The sequence below is a fragment of the Brevundimonas sp. genome (assembly GCF_041648055.1).
Classification (GTDB): domain Bacteria; phylum Pseudomonadota; class Alphaproteobacteria; order Caulobacterales; family Caulobacteraceae; genus Brevundimonas.
Genome location: NZ_JBAZPS010000001.1, coordinates 787,661 through 804,825 on the forward strand (window position 1 = coordinate 787,661; position 17,165 = coordinate 804,825).

At 66.9% G+C, this 17,165-nt stretch carries 16 protein-coding genes and 1 other annotated feature; of the genes, 6 read left to right on the forward strand and 10 right to left on the reverse strand.

Annotated features, from left to right (window positions below; genetic code table 11):
* Positions 1 to 36: 36 nt before the first annotated feature.
* Complete coding sequence (locus tag WC585_RS03890) at positions 37 to 1,512, reverse strand: SulP family inorganic anion transporter (RefSeq protein WP_373256789.1); 1,476 nt, start codon at positions 1,510 to 1,512, stop codon at positions 37 to 39.
* A gap of 60 nt (positions 1,513 to 1,572) precedes the next feature.
* Positions 1,573 to 1,626 (reverse strand) — a sequence feature (sul1 is cis-regulatory element that is thought to sense ions involved in sulfur or methionine metabolism; They are found in Alphaproteobacteria).
* A 54-nt stretch (positions 1,627 to 1,680) separates the two neighbouring features.
* Here WC585_RS03890 and WC585_RS03895 point away from each other — a divergent pair.
* The 3 genes from WC585_RS03895 to WC585_RS03905 all read left to right on the forward strand — a co-directional run bounded on the left by WC585_RS03895 (position 1,681) and on the right by WC585_RS03905 (position 3,738).
* Positions 1,681 to 2,337 carry a methyltransferase gene (locus WC585_RS03895; protein ID WP_373256242.1) on the forward strand — a complete coding sequence of 219 codons (657 nt, stop codon included), beginning with the start codon at positions 1,681 to 1,683 and terminating at the stop codon, positions 2,335 to 2,337.
* A gap of 57 nt (positions 2,338 to 2,394) precedes the next feature.
* The gene (locus WC585_RS03900) at positions 2,395 to 2,793 is read left to right on the forward strand and encodes a hypothetical protein (RefSeq protein ID WP_373256244.1); all 399 of its coding nucleotides are present in this window, start codon (positions 2,395 to 2,397) and stop codon (positions 2,791 to 2,793) included.
* 90 nt (positions 2,794 to 2,883) lie between these two features.
* On the forward strand, positions 2,884 to 3,738 hold the full coding sequence (locus tag WC585_RS03905; protein ID WP_373256246.1) for a neutral zinc metallopeptidase: 855 nt from the start codon (positions 2,884 to 2,886) through the stop codon (positions 3,736 to 3,738).
* A 43-nt stretch (positions 3,739 to 3,781) separates the two neighbouring features.
* Here the strand turns inward: WC585_RS03905 and WC585_RS03910 are convergent, their stop codons facing one another.
* The 8 genes from WC585_RS03910 to murC form a co-directional block, all read right to left on the reverse strand.
* Positions 3,782 to 5,152, reverse strand: a complete 1,371-nt coding sequence (locus tag WC585_RS03910) for a sulfite reductase subunit alpha (RefSeq protein ID WP_373256247.1) — start codon at positions 5,150 to 5,152, stop codon at positions 3,782 to 3,784.
* Complete coding sequence (locus WC585_RS03915) at positions 5,149 to 6,165, reverse strand: FAD:protein FMN transferase (protein WP_373256248.1); 1,017 nt, start codon at positions 6,163 to 6,165, stop codon at positions 5,149 to 5,151. Before WC585_RS03915 ends, WC585_RS03910 begins: the two co-directional genes overlap by 4 nt.
* Before the next feature lie 8 nt (positions 6,166 to 6,173).
* Positions 6,174 to 6,986, reverse strand: a complete 813-nt coding sequence (locus WC585_RS03920) for a DUF4198 domain-containing protein (RefSeq protein ID WP_373256249.1) — start codon at positions 6,984 to 6,986, stop codon at positions 6,174 to 6,176.
* Between the two features lie 15 nt (positions 6,987 to 7,001).
* Positions 7,002 to 7,514, reverse strand: a complete 513-nt coding sequence (locus WC585_RS03925) for a DUF2271 domain-containing protein (RefSeq protein ID WP_373256250.1) — start codon at positions 7,512 to 7,514, stop codon at positions 7,002 to 7,004.
* Positions 7,515 to 7,537: 23 nt separating this feature from the next.
* Positions 7,538 to 8,191, reverse strand: coding sequence for a PepSY-associated TM helix domain-containing protein (locus WC585_RS03930; protein WP_373256251.1), 654 nt, complete (start codon positions 8,189 to 8,191; stop codon positions 7,538 to 7,540).
* 51 nt (positions 8,192 to 8,242) lie between these two features.
* The gene (locus tag WC585_RS03935; RefSeq protein ID WP_373256252.1) at positions 8,243 to 10,276 is read right to left on the reverse strand and encodes a TonB-dependent receptor; all 2,034 of its coding nucleotides are present in this window, start codon (positions 10,274 to 10,276) and stop codon (positions 8,243 to 8,245) included.
* Positions 10,277 to 10,359: 83 nt separating this feature from the next.
* Complete coding sequence (locus WC585_RS03940; protein WP_373256253.1) at positions 10,360 to 11,967, reverse strand: ATP-binding protein; 1,608 nt, start codon at positions 11,965 to 11,967, stop codon at positions 10,360 to 10,362.
* A 97-nt stretch (positions 11,968 to 12,064) separates the two neighbouring features.
* Positions 12,065 to 13,483, reverse strand: coding sequence for a UDP-N-acetylmuramate--L-alanine ligase (murC, locus tag WC585_RS03945; protein ID WP_373256254.1), 1,419 nt, complete (start codon positions 13,481 to 13,483; stop codon positions 12,065 to 12,067).
* 75 nt (positions 13,484 to 13,558) lie between these two features.
* Between murC and WC585_RS03950 the strand changes: the two genes are divergently transcribed.
* Both WC585_RS03950 and WC585_RS03955 read left to right on the forward strand, forming a co-directional pair.
* Positions 13,559 to 14,380 (forward strand): LD-carboxypeptidase, encoded by an 822-nt coding sequence (locus WC585_RS03950; RefSeq protein WP_373256255.1) that lies wholly within the window; start codon positions 13,559 to 13,561, stop codon positions 14,378 to 14,380.
* A 219-nt stretch (positions 14,381 to 14,599) separates the two neighbouring features.
* Positions 14,600 to 15,547 carry an aspartyl protease family protein gene (locus WC585_RS03955; RefSeq protein ID WP_373256256.1) on the forward strand — a complete coding sequence of 316 codons (948 nt, stop codon included), beginning with the start codon at positions 14,600 to 14,602 and terminating at the stop codon, positions 15,545 to 15,547.
* Here the strand turns inward: WC585_RS03955 and WC585_RS03960 are convergent.
* Entirely contained in the window at positions 15,544 to 16,761 is a 1,218-nt protein-coding gene (locus WC585_RS03960) for an NAD(P)/FAD-dependent oxidoreductase (protein WP_373256257.1), read from the reverse strand. The genes WC585_RS03955 and WC585_RS03960 overlap by 4 nt on opposite strands.
* A gap of 88 nt (positions 16,762 to 16,849) precedes the next feature.
* Here WC585_RS03960 and WC585_RS03965 point away from each other — a divergent pair, with 88 nt between their 5' ends.
* Positions 16,850 to 17,161, forward strand: coding sequence for a YerC/YecD family TrpR-related protein (locus tag WC585_RS03965; protein ID WP_373256258.1), 312 nt, complete (start codon positions 16,850 to 16,852; stop codon positions 17,159 to 17,161).
* Positions 17,162 to 17,165 lie beyond the last annotated feature (4 nt).

The window sequence follows — 17,165 nt, forward strand, 5'->3', positions numbered from 1 at the left end:
AGCCACGGCCGGTGGTCAACACCCTCGACCGCCGCCCTAGTGCGCCGTCGCTGTCGGCAGATGGGCCTTGTCATGACGGCCGACCTTGTCGATCAGGGTCCGGCCGGCGGCGTTCATGCCGATGACCTCGACCTCGGCTCCCTGGCGGCGATAGCGGAAGACGACCTTGTCCACTGCGGCGACCCCGGTCAGGTCCCACAGATGGGCCTGCGTCATGTCGATCTCGACGTGGGTCGGATGGCCATGATGCTCGAAGGCGGCGGCAAAGACATCGGCGGAGGCAAAGAACAGATTGCCGGTCACCCGATAGCGCAGTCGACCTTCCTCCGGTGTCTCGATCTCCTCGACCAGGACGGTCTTGCCCACCTTGCGCATGAAGAAGATGGCCGACAGCACCACGCCCAGCACCACGCCCTTAGACAGGTCGTGGGTGATCACCACCGTCGCAGTGGTGGCGATCATCACGATGGAGGACTGGATCGGGGTAGAGCGCAGCTTCATCACCGAACCCCAGTCGAAGGTCCCGACCGAGACCATGATCATGACGGCCACCAGGGCCGCCATCGGGATCCGCGCCACCCAGTCCTGCAGCACCAGGATCAAGAACAGCAGAAACAGCCCAGCCCACAGGGTCGATAGTCGCCCGCGCGCACCGCTGGTCACATTGATGATCGACTGACCGATCATCGCGCAGCCCGCCATGCCGCCGAACAGGGACGAGGCGATGTTGGCGATGCCCTGGCCGCGCGTCTCGCGGTCCTTGTCCGACGGCGTGTCGGTGATATCGTCCAGCAGGTTGGCGGTCAGCAGGCTCTCCAGCAGGCCGACGAAGGCCAGGGTCGCAGATACCGGCGCGATGATCATCAGCGTCTCCCAAGTCAGGGGCACGGACGGGATGTGGAACATCGGCAGGGTCGACGGCATCTGGCCCATGTCGCCGACCGTGCGAACATCCAGCCCGCTCCAGATCACGAAGGCGCTCAGGGCCACGATGGCGATCAGCGGCGAGGGGATGGCCTTGGTAATGCGCGGCACGCCGTAGATGATGGCCAGCGCCACAGCCACGAGGGCAAAAGTCTGCCAGTTGGCCCCGATCAGTTCGGGCATCTGGGCCAGGAAGATCAATATGGCCAGGGAGTTGACGAAGCCGGTCATGACGCTGCGCGACACGAACTTGATGTACCGGCCCAGCTTGAACAGGCCGATGATGATCTGGAACACGCCGGTCAGAAGGGAGGCGGCAAACAGAAACTCCAGCCCGTGGTCACGCACCAGGGTGACCATCAGAAGCGCCATGGCCCCGGTGGCCGCGGAGATCATGGCGGGTCGCCCCCCCACGAAGGCGATGGTCACGGCGATCACGAAGCTGGCGTAAAGTCCCACCGCCGGATCGACCCCGGCGATGATCGAAAAGGCGATGGCCTCCGGGATCAGGGCCAGGGCCACGACGGTGCCCGCCAGCAGATCGCGGCGGGGATTGGCGAGCCATTGCTGGCGCGCGGAAGCGAGGATGGTCATTCGGTCCCGGTCAGTCTCATAACGGACCGGCGCAGTGCGCTTCGTGTCCGTTCAGGTTTCCCGAGGGATCGGCGCCCGGGATAGCCACCCGATCAAGCCGGGTCCTTGTGACGCCTTCGCAGATGCAGCAAAAGACCGAACTTGGCAAGGACCGACGACTTCATGACGATCGCCGACCCCGTGGCCTTCATCCGCGACAACACCCGCGTACAGACGGTGCCGCATGCGCCGGAAATCTCGCTGTGGCTGGCGGACGAGGTGACGCCGATCTGGCGACTGACCGAGGAAGCGCTGGAACAGATTGGACTGCCGCCCCCTTTCTGGGCCTTTGCCTGGTCGGGCGGACAGGGGCTGGCGCGGTGGTTGCTGGACAATCCGCAGGAGGTCGCGGGAAAGAGGGTTCTGGACTTTGCCACGGGGTCGGGCCTGGTCGGCATCGCAGCGATGAAAGCCGGCGCGGCATCTGTCCTTTGTGCCGACATCGACGCATTCTGCGAGGCGGCGGTGTCGTTGAACACGGAGTTGAACGACGTCGAGGCCGCGTTCACGGTTGAGAATCTGCTGGACGCCCCCGCGCCCGATGTTGATGTGATCTGCGCGGGCGACGTCTTCTATGAAAAGCCCATGGCAGAGCGCGTTCTGGTCTGGCTGAGCGAGGCGCAGGGGCGCGGCATCCGTGTGCTGGTCGGCGATCCGATCCGGACCTATTTTCCCGAGAGCGGCTTCGACCTGTTGGCCGAATATCAGGTGCCGACGACGCGCGAACTGGAAGACATGGCGGTCAAGCGCACGCGGGTTTGGGCGCTGAGCCCGCACTGACACGTCCTTCCAGCGGCTCCGCTTGGTGTCCGGGCCGGTCAGGATCATATTCAGCTCATGAAGCGTCTGTTGATCCTCCCTGCCCTGTTCGGCCTCACGGTGACAGGCGCAGCTCAGGCTCAGACCCCGCCGCCCGCTTGGCAGGTCCGCCCCGGCGCGCCAGCCATCGATGCCCAGCGCTATCGCGCGGACCAGAACCGGATGGAGATGGACCGTCTGCGGCTTCAGGCCGATCAGCGTCGGCTGGAGGCGCAGCTGGGCCAGATGGAGGCGCAGATCGCCCGCGACCGCATCGTCTCCGCGCGCCAGCCCGAGCCGGTTCAACCCGCGCCCCTGCCCGCCTTGCGCACCCCGGAACAGGAACGCGCAATGCGACAGGCCGCGGAACAGCGTCGCCGGTCGGATGCAGAGGCTGTGGGCCAGATCGACAGCTGGCTGGACCGCCCCTTGCCCTGAACAGCGCGATCGCACTGCATCCCTTCCCTGACTGCGGCGTTCCGGCCTAGCTTGGGCCATTGAGGGCTTCGGGGACGAGGGAGAACGAGCATGCGGTGGCAGGGCGGACGGCGTGGCGGCAACATCGATGACCGGCGCGGCATGGGCGGCGGCGTTGCTGTTGGCGGTCTGGGCATCGGCGGTCTGGTGATCGCCGCCATCGGCTATTTCGTGTTCGGTATCGACCCCTCCACGACCCAGCAGATCACCAGCCAGCTAGGCGGGGCCACCGCCTCCAGCGAACAGGGCCAGGCGGGCAGTCCCGAGGACCAGGCCGGTCAGTTCGTCGATGTCATCGGTACAAACATCGACGACGTCTGGCGCACCAAGATGGAAGGCTACCAGCCTCCCACCGTCGTCCTTTACGAAGGCGGTACGGGCACGGCCTGCGGCACCGGACAGGCCGCCATGGGTCCCTTCTACTGTCCCGCCGACCAGCAGGTCTATCTGGACCTGTCCTTCTGGCAGGAGCTGGAGACGTCCCTGGGCGGCTCGGGTGCCGAGTTCGCACGAGCCTATGTCATCGCCCACGAATACGGCCACCACGTCCAGACTCTGACGGGGACGTCTCAAGCGGCTCGGCGCGCGCAGCAACAGGCGCGGGGTCAGGCCGAAGCCAACCGCTATTCGGTGGCGCTGGAGCTTCAGGCGGACTGCTATGCCGGAATGTGGGCCCGAAATGCCTCGGCCGTGTCCAATGGTCAGGTGGCCGTTGAGGCAGGTGATCTGGAAGAAGGCATGCGCACGGCCTCGGCCATCGGAGACGACAATCTGCAACGACGCAGCGGTCGCGCGGTCCAGCCCGACGGCTTCACCCACGGCTCCTCGGCCCAGCGGGTCGCCGCCCTGCGTCGTGGCTATGAGACGGGCGATCCGGCCGCCTGCGATATTGACGGCATGGTCTGATCAGGACGAACGAAACGGCCCACCACACCCGCTGGTCCGAGCTCTAGTAGACGTCGCGACGATACCGTCCCGCTTCGCTTAGGGCCAGTAAACCCTCGCTGCCCAGCACCGCCTGTAGTGCTTCATGCACGCCCGCCGCCATGCCGTTCAGACTGCCGCAAACCATGATCGTGGCTCCCCGTTCGATCCAGTTAGCAACATCTGTCCCATGCTCATCGATCAAAGCCTGAACATAGCGGCCGTCATCTGCATCCCGCGAAAACGTGCGCTCCAGACGCGTCAAAAGACCCGACGCCAAGGCAGCCTGCAGCTCATCATCCAGCAGGGCGTCATGAGCGCGGGTACGCTCGCCGAACATCAGCCAGTTGCCGCCGTGAGCCCTCCCTTCACGTGCCCTCAGATGTGCTCGCAGACCCGCCAGGCCCGTGCCATTTCCGATCAGGATCAGCGGAACATCGACACCGGGCCCGTGAAAACTGCGGTTGGTCCGAATGCGCATGCCGATCTCGCCGCCGATTACGAGGTCGCCTGTTAGCCAACCGGAGCCCAGTCCCGGTGTCCCATCCGGCGCGATCATGCGGCGCACGACAAGGACGGCCTGACCTTCTGAGGGGAGAGACGCAACCGAGTATTCGCGGGAAAGAGCCGCATGGCTCTGGCGCGTTGGCAGGCCGATCTCCGCGATGTCACCGGCGACCCAGGCCGGCGCATGATCGATCGGTTCAAGAATGAGCCGCCAGGTTTCCCCGCCCGGACTGCCGGGGTTCAGGTGAGTGCGATCAACTAACCTCCACCGATCATAGGCAGGCGGCGTCCAGTCCGTCTGGACGGCATGGCCGGTCAGCAGGCCAAGCTGATGCTGCCAGTGCCGGATCGCGCCAGTCTCTCCGTTGTCGACCTCGACCGTGTCGAACAGTCGGCTCGCGCCCGAGGCCTGTAGCCATCCGTCCAGCGCCCGGCCAAAACCGCAGAACCCGGCATACGTCCGGTCGCCCAACGCCAGCAGCCCGTAGCGCAGGCCGGAGAGGTCGGCGGGCGTGCTCATCTGCTTGCGTACAAACCAGGACATACTGTCGGGAGCATCCCCCTCGCCCGTTGTAGAGGCCACGATCAAGACCTGACCCACGCGTCGCAACTCCGCCGCGTCGACGTCGCCCAGTAGCACGACGCGCGTGGATGTCCCGGCCTCGGATAGACTGCGCGCGGTCATCCAGGCCAGTTCCTCCGCCAGCCCCGTCTGGCTGGCAAAGGCGACCAGCACGTCGGCCTGACCCTCTGTGGGGGCTAGGGCTGTAGCCTTGGCGGTGTCTCTGCTGCGAGCCAGTCTGCGCGCGACGACCACGGCGGCTATGACGGCCAACCAAAGCGCGACCGCCACGGCGGCCCACAGCCAGCGGACGGGATCGGCAGTCACTCCGCGCCCTCTTCCATCATGGCGATCATGGCGGGGCTGAGGTGTTCGGTCATGCCCTCGGCAGTTCGCACGATGAACAGGGCCGCCAGATCGGTGGCCTCGGCATAGGCGGGGCCATCCACTGGCCCCATGACCATCAGCGCTGTGGCCAGGGCGTCGGCGCGCATCGCGGTGTCGGCAAAGACGCTGACCGATGCCAGGCCGTGGGTCAGGGGCCGACCCGTACGACCGTCCAGCGTATGGCCATAGGTCTGGCCGAAGACATTGAAGCGACGGACCCAATCTCCGGAGGTGGCCACCGCAATGTCGAAAAGGGCCGCAAGCGTACGCGGGCCTGGCGCACCGGGCGCGGCCTGAAGCTCGGTCCACCAGGGACGGGCATCGGGCTTGACCCCCGCGCCCCGCAGCTCGCCGCCGATCTCGACCAGGTGCGAGGTCGCGCCCAGCGCCGTCAGCCGTTCGGACACACGGTCCACAGCATGGCCCTTGGCGATTCCGGACAGGTCCAGCTTCATGCCGCCGACCTGCTGCGCCGCCCGCGCCTCGCGGTTCAGGCGCAGGGACTGCCAGCCGCTGACGGACAGGGCAGCCGCGATCTCCTCATCGGTCGGCAGGCCGGTGCGCGTGCCGGGCGGACCGAAGCCCCACAGATCGACCAGCGCCCCCAGCGTCGGATCGACCGCGCCGTCGGTGTCGTCGGCCAGGTCCATGGCCGCGTTCAGCACGGACCAGAACGGTTCGGACACAGCCCAGAAGCCTGCCGGAGCCGCATTCCAGCGCGACAGTTCCGACGTCGGGTCCCAATGGCTGAACAGGGCGATGATTTGCGCCAGTTCATCATCGATCGATGCTTGAAGCTCTGCACGCGTGCGACCGGTCGGCGCGACCAGACGCACCGACCAATCGGTACCCATGCTCTGGCCCGCGAAGTCCCAGATCGTCCGGCCGGGCGGTCGCGAGGGAAGGCGGCCGTGGATCGGGATCAGGACGCGGTTGCCCGCGTCGCTCGGCATTCCGTCGGTCAGGGCAGCACTTCCACGACGCCGTTGTACTGGGCGCTGGCAGCCATCTGAGTGCCTTCGGCGGGTGTGCGGACCGAGGCGTTCATCCAGTACATCCCGGCCTCAGGCCAGGTGACGGTGAAGCTGCCGTCGGCGCCGGTCTTGACCGTCATCTCCTCGGGATTGTCGCGATAGCGGGTGCCGCCGCGTGCGATGGTGACGTCCAGATCGGCGGCGGGTTGGCCGTCACGCACCAGTTTGAAGGTCGCGGCCTCACCGGCCACCAGGTCGTTGGGATGGGTCACGGGAACCAGCTCGATCCCCTTGCCGGTTGGAGCCAGGGCCGTCGTGCTCGGCGCACCCAGGGTCACGAAGGTTTCGATCCGGCTGTCGGAGCGGGTGGCCGACACATCGGTCGCGCCCGCCGGGATGGCTGCGGCCATCTCGGCCTCCGTGCCGCGCCAGCGCTTCTGCTCGCCGTTTTCCTTGTAGCTCACCACGACGCCGCTCATGACATTGGCCACGCGCCAGGTGCCGGCTTGGGTCAGATGCAGGTCGAACGACGAGCGATAGCGGGCCCGCATCATGTTCTCGGGCGCAGCGGTCGAGCCGTCAGGGGCCGTGATGACCAGCCCGGCCAGATTCATCGCGGCATGGTCGGGGATGAAGACCCCGTTGGACATGCCCGCATCGAACCCGACCCAGGCGTCGGAGCCCGACAGGACGGTGGCGGTCGGGGCCAGCCAGGCGCGGTGAGCCTGGGCGGTGAGGGGCGCGGCCAGGGCGGCCAGGGCAGCCCCAATAGCGAGAGTGCGAGCGATCGACTTCTTCATGACGGACTTTCCTGATTAGCGGGTGACGGTGACGCTGACCGCGCCCAGTTCGGTGGAGCCGGTGGCCCGGGCGGTATTGACCCCGCCCCAGCGGAAGGGCACGCGCACGACTTCGCGTCCGCCCAGTTCGCGGGCGGCCTCGACGACCATGACATACTGACCGGCAGGCAGATCACGCAGGCGTGCACCTGGCAGGCTCACGGTGTGACGGCCTGGGGCCTTGGTGGCACTGGAGATGCCGTCGGCGGGCATGGTCATGGCGCGACCGCCGCGCCGCCACCACGTCCGCATGTCCTTCAGCCAGTCCTTGCCATCACCTTCGTTATTGGCGGTCTGCTGGTACCAGACGGCAAGGGTGCGCACGGCGATGTTGTCCGGGCGCTCAATCCACACCGCGACATAGGGGCGATGGTAGGAGGCACCAGAAAGGCGCGGGATCTCAACCGACACGGTCAGGTCGGCGGCCAAAGCGGGACCAGCAACGGCGGCGGCGGCAGTGGCCGAAAGAGCGAGGGTAAGCTTACGCATGGGCAAACGTCCGATGAGCAAAGTCAGTGAATGAAGATCAGGGCGATGACGACGGGGATCAACAGCCCCAGCCCCAGAAGGGGCCAGGTCGAGGGCCTCTGGCGCGCATGCAGCCAGGTCAGGCCGAAGCCGGTGACGGCGAATACGATGCAGGCCACGGCAAAGACGTCGATGAACCAGAACCAGACGACCCCGGTATTGCGCCCCTTGTGCAGGTCATTGAGATAGGCGACCCAGCCGCGCGTCGTCCGCTCATGCACCGACTCCCCCGTGGCGCGGTCGATCGTCAGCCAGCCGTCGCCGCCCGGCTCGGCCAAGGCGACATAGACTTCGTCCGGGGTGGTCTCGGTGGGACGACCCGCGATCGTAATGCTCAACGCTTCGGAGGCCCAGCGCGCGACGGCGCCGGGGACGGGATCGGTCGTGTCTTCCGGAAAGGTCTCCAGCCGCTCGACCAAGGGCGCAGGCAGGGTCGCCGTCTGTTCGGACACCACCGGCGTGGCCGGGATGGACGCCGCGTGGTTCAGGGTGATGCCGGTGACCGCGAACAGGAACAGGCCGACCAGGCTGATCGCCGCCGAGATCCAGTGCCACTGATGCAACTGCTTCAGCCAGAACGACCGTTTGGCGTTCAGGGCGGCTTTCGGCTTGGCAGGGGCGGCGGCGGTCTCGGTCACCGGCGTTCTTTGCCGAAACTGAGAACCATTTGCAAGTGGAAGTCTGCGAGGTCAGCGCGACAGTCTGATCCCAATTCTCAACGTCTGGGGCGGGCCGAACGAGGCCACGCCTGTTCCCGTCTCTGCCACCTCGACGTCGGCATCGAACAGATTGTCGGCAGCCAGCCAGACGGTGGCCGAGGGCGAGACCGCCCACTCGACCCGCGCATCGACGGTGGCGGCGGCCTCCAGCACACGGCTGTTCAGGTCGTCCTCGAACCTGCGGCTTTCCCAGCGAGCGTCGGCGGCCAGGGTCAGACGATCCACTGGCGACCATTCCAGCCCTGCGGTCGCACTCCAGATCGGAGCCTGGGCTGGACGCAGGCCGGTCAGCTGCGCCGCCGCCGTGCCGCCATCGACCCGCGCATCCGTGGCCGACACGGCTGCACGCAGGGACAGACTGTCGTTCAATGCATAGCGTCCATCGACCTCCAGCCCCGTCGCCTCAATGGTCCCCGCATTCTGGCGCTGGCGCAGCACACCGCCCGCCGGAACGAAACCCGCGCGAGGGAAAGTGCCAGGCCCCTGGCCGATGGTGACGTTGACGATGGCGTCCTCGATCCGGTTCCAGAAGACGGTAGCCGACAGGAGCACCGTTTCGCCCTGCCACGCCCAGCCCCCCTCGACGCCGGTCAGCCGCTCCGGCTCCAGCGCCGCATTGGCCTCGGTCAGGTCGTTGCCGACACGGAACGGTCGGTGCAGCTCGTTCAGGGTCGCGGGACGAAACCCGCTATAGGCCGCCGCGCGTAAAGTCTGCCCGCCGCCCAGATCGCGCCTTATGCCCAGACGGGCACTGACCACCTCGCCCGACCGGTCCGGATCTGTCTCGTCCAGCGTCGGCAAACCCGTCGCCCGATCACGCTCCAGCCGCCGTCCTTCGCCCGTGGACCAGCGGTCGTAGCGCAGGCCACCGGCAACCAGCCAAGGCCCCGAAGTCCATGACCCGTCGCCATAGAGCCCCGCCACCGTCGTCTCGCCGCCCGCGATCCGGTCACGCGTGAAAGCGCCGTTCATGTAGCGGAACCGCTCGCGCGTCTCGCCTTTGGCCAGCCGCGCATCGGCCCCGACCTCCCACTCAAGACGCCCGCCCGAACCGACGTCCTCGACGCCGCGCAAGGCCGCGTTCACCCCCCAGCCGGTGGCGGGGGTTTCAAACTGATCGTTGGCAGGCGTCGTCGTGGCCCGGTCCGCCGAGACGGCCACCGAGCTATTGGCCAGATCGCTCTCACGCCGCCAAGCCTGCAACCGCCAGCCCGGCCGGTCAGTCATCGGGGCCGTCGCCGCCGTCACGCTGAGGCTATTGCCCGACACCGTCGCCCGCGCCCCGGCCAGCCCCGAGCCGCGCTCTTCCTCGAAGGTCGAGGCGCGAAACGAGACCGTCGCAGCGCCCACCGGCACATCGGCCCGCAAAGCCGCGCTTTTCACCTCAAGATCGAGCGCCGTATCCGCCGCACCGGCCGCATCGCCACGCACCGGCACATAGCCGTCGCTGGTCTCATACAGGGCCGAGCCGACCAGTTGGGCCGGTCCCAGCGTCGCGACGCCCGCACCCGCTGCTCGCGCACCGCCACGCTCGGCCAACGACAGATCCAGCACCGACGCGCTGTCACGCTCCCGCAAGGCGATCACCCCCGTCAGCGCTCCGGCTCCATAAGGTCCCGCGCCCGCCCCGCGCACGATATCGAGACCGGACAGGCTTTCGGTCGGCACCTGGGACCAGATCACCCAGCCCCCGAAAGGATCGTTCAAAGGCACACCGTCCAGCGTCACCAGCGTTCGCCCGGCACCTGACGGCGCGATCGCCCGTAGTGATATGCCCTGGGTCGTCGGATTTGCCGCAAGGCTGGTCGTGCGCCGGAACAGCGACACGGCCGGAACCTGGGCCAGGGCCTCGTCCAGCCGCGCCTGATCCGAAAGATCGCCGACAGTCAGTCGCGTTACCGAAAATGCGGCTTCACTGGCGGCGGGTGGCAGCCGGGCGGCGGTGACCACCACCTCTGGCAACTGGGATACGGCGGGCGGAGGGGGAGGAGGAAGCTGGATCATTGCCCGCGACAATACCGCAAACGCAAAGGGGTTGCGTGGCCCAAGACGAGTTCGGCCGCGTTCAGAGCGACCCGCCCGGAACCTCAGGCCGCCCGCGATACCTCGGCGGCGACAGGCGTCAGGGCGCGTCGGATAGCCGCCAGAAGCACATCCGGCTGAATGGGTTTCTGAACAACGCCGTTCATGCCTGCCGCCAGATATTCGATTTCGTCACGCGGATCGGCATTTGCTGTCAGGGCGACGATGGGGATCAAGGCCTGCGCTCCGCCCGACGCCCTGATGGCGCGTGTCGCCTCCACGCCGTCCATGACCGGCATCTTCACATCCATCAGGACCAGGTCGAAGGGCCGCAGACCCACGCTTTCAAGGGCCTGCGCCCCGTCCTCGGCCGTTTCGTGCGTGCAGCCGAACATCTCCAGCAACTTGCCCGCGACGAACCGATTGGTGGCGTTGTCGTCCACGACCAGAACATGCAAGGTCTCGTGCGGCGTCGGTTCAGGCACCGCCTCAACCGCGCCGCGCATTTCCGGCCCGGCGCAGGGCAGGTCGAGTTCAAAGCGGAAGCGTGCACCACCCTGCGGCGATCGCTCCACAGCCAGCACGCCCTGCATCCGCTCGACGATCTGGCGACAGATAGCCAGCCCCAGACCCGCTCCAGCCCCCTCGCGACCGGCCTTGCCTGTGTTGAAGGGCTGGAAGATGGTTCGCGCGGTCGCTTCGTCGATACCCGGGCCACTGTCGTCAATCGTTCCCGTCAATCCAACCACACCATCACGCCAGGCGCTGGCCAGATGGACGGAGACCTCACCGGCTCGGGTGAACTTCAAGGCGTTGCCGATCAGATTGTTGAGCAACTGCTTCAGCCGCATCTCGTCGCCCATGACCCAGTCATGACCGGTTGTGTCACAGCGGATACTCAGGATCAGGCCTTTCTCCTGGGCCCGAGGTGTCCACAGGGCAGCCAGATCCGCAGCGATGCCGTCGATGTGGACGGGCGCGGTCTCGAAACTCATTAGCCCGGCCTCGGCCCTGGACATGTCCAGAGCATCGGTCAGCAGTCGCAGCAGGCTGTGGCCCGAATCCAGAATGGTCCGCGCATAGGGCCGCATCGTCTCCTGGGTCAGCTCACGCTCCATCAAGGCGGCCACACCCAGTACGCCGTTCAGGGGCGTGCGTATTTCATGGCTCATTACGGCCAGGAACTCGGACTTGGCCCGGCTGGAGGCGCGAGCCTCGGCCTCGGCGCGAACCAGGTCCTGGGCCAGTTCGCTCATGGCCTCTGCCCGGCGTTTGTGGATGGCGCTGCCAGCCTGAAGCACATGCACCCCCGCGCCGACGCCCAGATATCGGCCCGCCCGTGTGACCACGAAACCGTTCAGCAGCCCGCCCAGATTGGCCGCATCAATACTCTCGAACAGGATTTCTGCGTCTGCATCGGCGTCCAGCACGCGCGGACTAGCATCCATAAAGGTCGATGCCGGGCGGCGGGCATACAGGGCGCGCCCGAACTCGGCGGCCATCTTCAGGGTAAAGGCATTGCGCTCGATAAGGCCCATCGGCCGCATCTCTTCATCGACAACAGCGATGACCAGAGTGTCCGCCTCACGCTGAAAGCGGTCGAAGACTTCGGCACCGGGCGTGTCGGGGCCCACGGGCGGCGCGATGCTGGCAAAGTCTCCAATCCGGGCCATACGCTACTCCTGTGGGCAGCGTGACCTAGACGGGGGACATTTAACGGCAGCTTTGCCGTTCATGAAACTTTCGCGATATTCTCTTTAATTACAGTCCTTAGACGGACGACTTCAAGCGCTCGACGAGCCTCTCAGCAAAGCTCGACAGGGTATCGTCTCGCGCGCCCATGATGACGATCCTGTCGCCCGGGTGCGCCAGTGTGATCAACCGTTCGCCACAGGCCTCGCGCGTGGCCAGGGCCTCGGCGTGGCGATCATGGGCCCTCACGCCTGCCGCAATGTCCTCGCTGCCGATGCTGCGGTCGGTGGTCCCGCCATAATAGACAGGCTCGGGCATCAGCAGGACGTCGTCGGGCCGCATCAGACCGGCAAACCCTTCGATGAACTCAGACTTCATCAGCTTCAGCGGTCCGAAGCCATGCGGCTGGAACAGGATCAGCAGCCGCCCGTCGAAGGCGTGCAGGGTCTTCAGGGTGGCGGCAATCTTGTCGGGGTTGTGAGCAAAGTCGTCAATGACGGTGATGCCATTGGCCGTCCCGACGACCTCCATCCGGCGCCGGATGCCGGTGAAAGTCTCGAGCGCCGAGACCGCCTCGTCCAACGGCACGCCTAGCGCCGTCGTCGCCCCCAGCGCCGCCAGGACATTGGCGACATTGTGGGCCCCGGGCACATTGAGGGTCACGGGCAGGTTCGCGCCGCTTTTGCGATCTCTAAACTTGAAGGTCATCCCTGTCGGCTGCGGCACCAGATCGTGCGCCGACAGATCGGCCTCGTCGTTCCCCAGGGCGAAGGTCAGAACCGCATCAGGCCTCCCCGCCTCAACCAATCCTTGCGCCAGAGCCGCCGTCTCCGGGTTGTCCAGGTTCAGCACCGCCCGATCCGCCCGCGCGACAAAGCCGCCGAACAGATCGCGCAACTCCTCCATCGACTTGTGGTCCAGTGAGATATTGGAGACCACCGCCACCGTCGCGTCATAGGCGGCGATGGAGCCGTCCGACTCATCGACCTCGGACACGAACAGATCCTGACCGCCGATCAGGGCGCTGGCGAAGGGGTGATCGCCATCGACAAAATTCCTCATCACCGCCCCGTTCATGACGGTCGGCGCGCGCCCGGCCTGATGCAGGATCCAGGCGACCATGCCGGTGATGGTGGACTTGCCGCTCGTGCCCGCGATGCCAACGGAGGTCGGTGCCGCATTGAACAGCTGGGACAGCATCTGGGGTCGGGTCACGATCCGAGCGCCAACCCGCCGGGCCGCGCCGATGTCGGGCACTGTGTCCTCGACGGCTCCGGTGGCAACGACGACCTGCTCAGCGCGGGTTACGCCCGATCCGTCCTGCGGATGCAAGGCGATCCCCTGACCGCGCAGCCAGTCGAACTTCTCCGGCGTGCGCCCCTGATCGTTGGACCGATCCGAGCCCTCGACATGGCCGCCACGCGACTGAACGATCAGGGCCAGGGGCAGCATGCCCGAGCCGCCGATACCGCAGAAGAAATAGTCGTCTTGATGCACGCTTGATCTCGGGGGGCGAAACCGGGGAATGTCGGGCGGCCTGACTAGCACGGGCAAGGCGCGAGACCACACCCTATGAAGATCGGCATCGTCAACGCCAGCTCCCGCTTCGACCGCAGTCGCGCCGAGGCTGTCCATACCTGGATGGCCGATCATTATCCGGACGGCAGCGTGTCTGTGGTCTTTCACCCGGCCTGCTTCCTGAAACACGGGCATTTCGGCGGCGATGACGCGACGCGGGCCAGTGCCTTCGTGGAGTTCGCCAACGACCCGCGGCTGGATGCGATCTGGTTCGCGCGCGGGGGCTATGGGTCGTGCCGCATCGCCGAGGCTGTCCTGCCGCGTCTGACCGATGTGGCACGGACCAAGCGCTATCTGGGCTATTCGGATGCCGGCAGCCTGCTGGCCATGCTGTACAAGGCCGGTTTTCCCCATCTGGCCCACGGTCCCATGGCGTCGGACGCCGTGCGCGAGGATGCAGCCGCTTTTCGTGCACTGCGCTGGCTGACCAAGGGAGACCGCGAAGGGTGGGAGCCGTCGCTTCACACCGATCCGCGGCCCGCCGTGGCCTTCAACCTCAGCATCCTGGACGCCCTCGTCGGGACGGCGCTGGAGCCCGATCTGACAGGGCACGTCCTGATGCTGGAGGATGTGGCAGAGCCGCTGTACCGGATCGACAGGATGATGTTTCACCTGACCGGCCAGACGTCGATCCGCCGCGTTGCGGGCATCCGGCTGGGGCGGGTGTCAGACATCGTCGAGAACGATCCCGACTTCGGCCTGACGGCGGAGGAAATCGTCCGCTACTGGTGTGCGCGTTCCGGCATCGCCTGGCTGGGCACCGCCGACATCGGTCATGATACCGCCAACCGGATCGTGCCCTTCGGCCCGCGTTAGCCAGACTGTTCGCCTGTCGGGTGAAGGGGTTCGACGGCGCTCTGCACTCGTGGTCCTTTTGCCTTGTGTCCGGTTGCACACGGACGGCGAGCCCGGTGCCGGGGGCATCCGGTTCTGCCAAGGGGCCTGGTGGATGTCGGGGGGCATCCATCAGGTCGCCGTTGCCCGCGACAAACGCGCGCTGGCATCGCCCCGCCCCAGCCGCCATGTTGAAGCGGCATGAACCGTCGCAACCTCCTGATCCGCGCCGCAGGACTGGCCGCCGTCGCCGGCGCGGCCTGGTGGGCCCGCGACAACCTGATCTGGCCAAAGCCGGACCTGACTTTCGGCGACGGCCATGCGACGCCGTGGACCCCCTATGCCCGCCGAGCCAATGTGCCGACCATCCGGGCGACGATCGAGGGCCGGGACGTCATCGCCCTGATCGACACGGGCGCCCAGTACTCCGCTGTTGATCGCGCCTTTGTCGCCAGTCTGGGTGAGCGGCAGAGGTCGATGTTCGACATGCCCATGCTGGCCTATGGCGTCGGCGGCGGCTCCCAGGTCGGGCGCGGCACGACCCTAGACGTCGACCTGCCTGGACTGCAGATCGCAGGCCTTCGCGCCGCCATCCTCGATCTCGGTCCGCTGGCGGCCGAGGAGGGCCTGGCGACCCCACTGATCCTCGGGCGCGACGTGCTGGAGCATCTGATTCTGGCTCTGGATGCGGACCGTCGGCACGTACGGCTGATCACGCCAGATGCCTTCGTCCAACCAGCAGACATGATCGAGGCACCCGTGGTCCGGGACGGCAACGCCCTGAGCGCCGAGGTCACGATCGAGGGCAATGCCTTGCAGGCCGTCATCGACACCGGCTCATCCGCCCTGCTCAGTGTCTCGCAAAGGTCGGCCGCCGGTGTCGGTCTGCTGGACGGTCGCCCGCGCGAGAGCGGGATCAGCCTTGTGCTCGGCGGGGCGATGCGCGCCGACACGGTCGAGGCGCGCACCGTCACCTTTGCCGACCAGCTGCACCACCGCGTCCAGATCGGCGTCTTCGAACAGCCGCCCCTGCCCAACTTCCCGGACGGCTTGGTTGGGATGGAGGCCTTCGCCGGGCGTCGTGCGGCCCTGGACCTGGGGGCCGGTCGACTGCTGATCTCGCGACAGCTGGACCTGACGGTGGGTTAGGCCGCCACAGCTTTCATCGACACCGACATATCTGCCAGCTTGTCCGCATCTACCACAGTGCCCCGGGCGATCAGCTGCCGCCCCGCCATGAATTCGGCTGGCGCATTCACCGCCTCGACCGACACGATCCGGTCACCCGCCAGATGGAAGACGGCGAAACCGACGGGATCTGCATCAACGTCCGCCACACCGCGCACGATCTGGCGGTCGGCCCCGTCGGGCAGTCCCGCGATCTGCAGCTTCAACTCATACTGATCGGACCAGAACCACGGCACCTCTGGCGTAGGCGCAGGGCGTCCGGTGATGGCGGCGGCGGCCTGCTTGGCCTGTTCCAGCGCATTGGGCACGCTCTCCAGCCGGTGGCGCAGCGCGCCGTGCACCGGGATCGGGCGGTGGGTCGCATCGCCTATGGCCCAGATGGCACGATCGCTGGTCCGCGCCGCCTCATCCACGACAATGCCGTTCAGGCATTCCAGCCCGGCCTGGTGCGCCAGCGCCTCATTGGCCAGGGCCCCCACCCCGACCAGAATCGCATCCGCCTCGATCAGCCGTCCGTCCGCCAGCCGCACGCCGTCCTCCTCGAACGCCGTCACCTCGGCCCCGGTCAGGATATCGACGCCCTGGGCGCGATGCCAGGCGGTGAAGAAGGTCGACAGGGTCTCCGATGCCACGCGGGCCAGCACCCGCTCCATCCGCTCGATCACGACGACCTCGGCCCCCAGGGCGCGGGCCGACGCCGCTGCCTCCAGCCCCACATAGCCACCGCCGACCACCGCCAACCGCTTGCCGGGCCCCAGCACCGCCTTCAGCCGTTCGGCATCCTCCAGCGTCCGCAGTTCGATCAGTTCGGGCCAATCAGCCCCGGGAATGGCCAGCTTGCGGGCCACCGAGCCGGTGGCCAGGATCAGGGCGTCATAGGTCTCGGTCATGCCGTCCGAAAAGGCCACGCTGCGCCCCGCCCGATCGATGGCGGTCGCCGTCACGCCCAGCCGCAGATCGATATTCTGTTCGACATAGAAGCTGTCGGGCCTCAGCAGCAGATCGTCCCGCTCCGCATGTCCCTTCAGCCAAGCCTTGGACAGGGGCGGACGCTGATAGGGCGGCACGGTTTCCGATCCCGCCAGCACGATCTGCCCCTCAAATCCGTACTGCCGCAGCAGCGCCGCTGCCGTCCCGCCCGCATGCCCCGCGCCGATGATCACAACCTTGTCCATGAGGCTCAGATAGAGAGGCCTGCGACACCTTTCCATCCCGAACTTCGCCCCTTGACCGTTCCAGCGTTACACCATAGTGGAACGCTTCATGACCGACGCCGCGACCCGCCCCGCCGCCGACACGACCGTGAGCAGGGTCGCGCTCTATGACGCCCTGCTGACGCTGAAGACTCGCGAGGAGGTTCAGGCGTTCCTGAACGACCTGTGCACCCCGGCGGAACTGCGCGCCTTCGCCGAGCGCTGGGAGGTCGCCCGTCTGCTGGACAGCGGCGGCAAGTCGTATCGCGAAATCGCGGTGGAGGCCCATGCCAGCCCCACCACCGTCGTGCGGGTCGCCCGCTACCTCAAGGAAATGCCGCATCAAGGCTACCGCCTGGTGCTGGACCGGATCAAAGGCTGAGTTG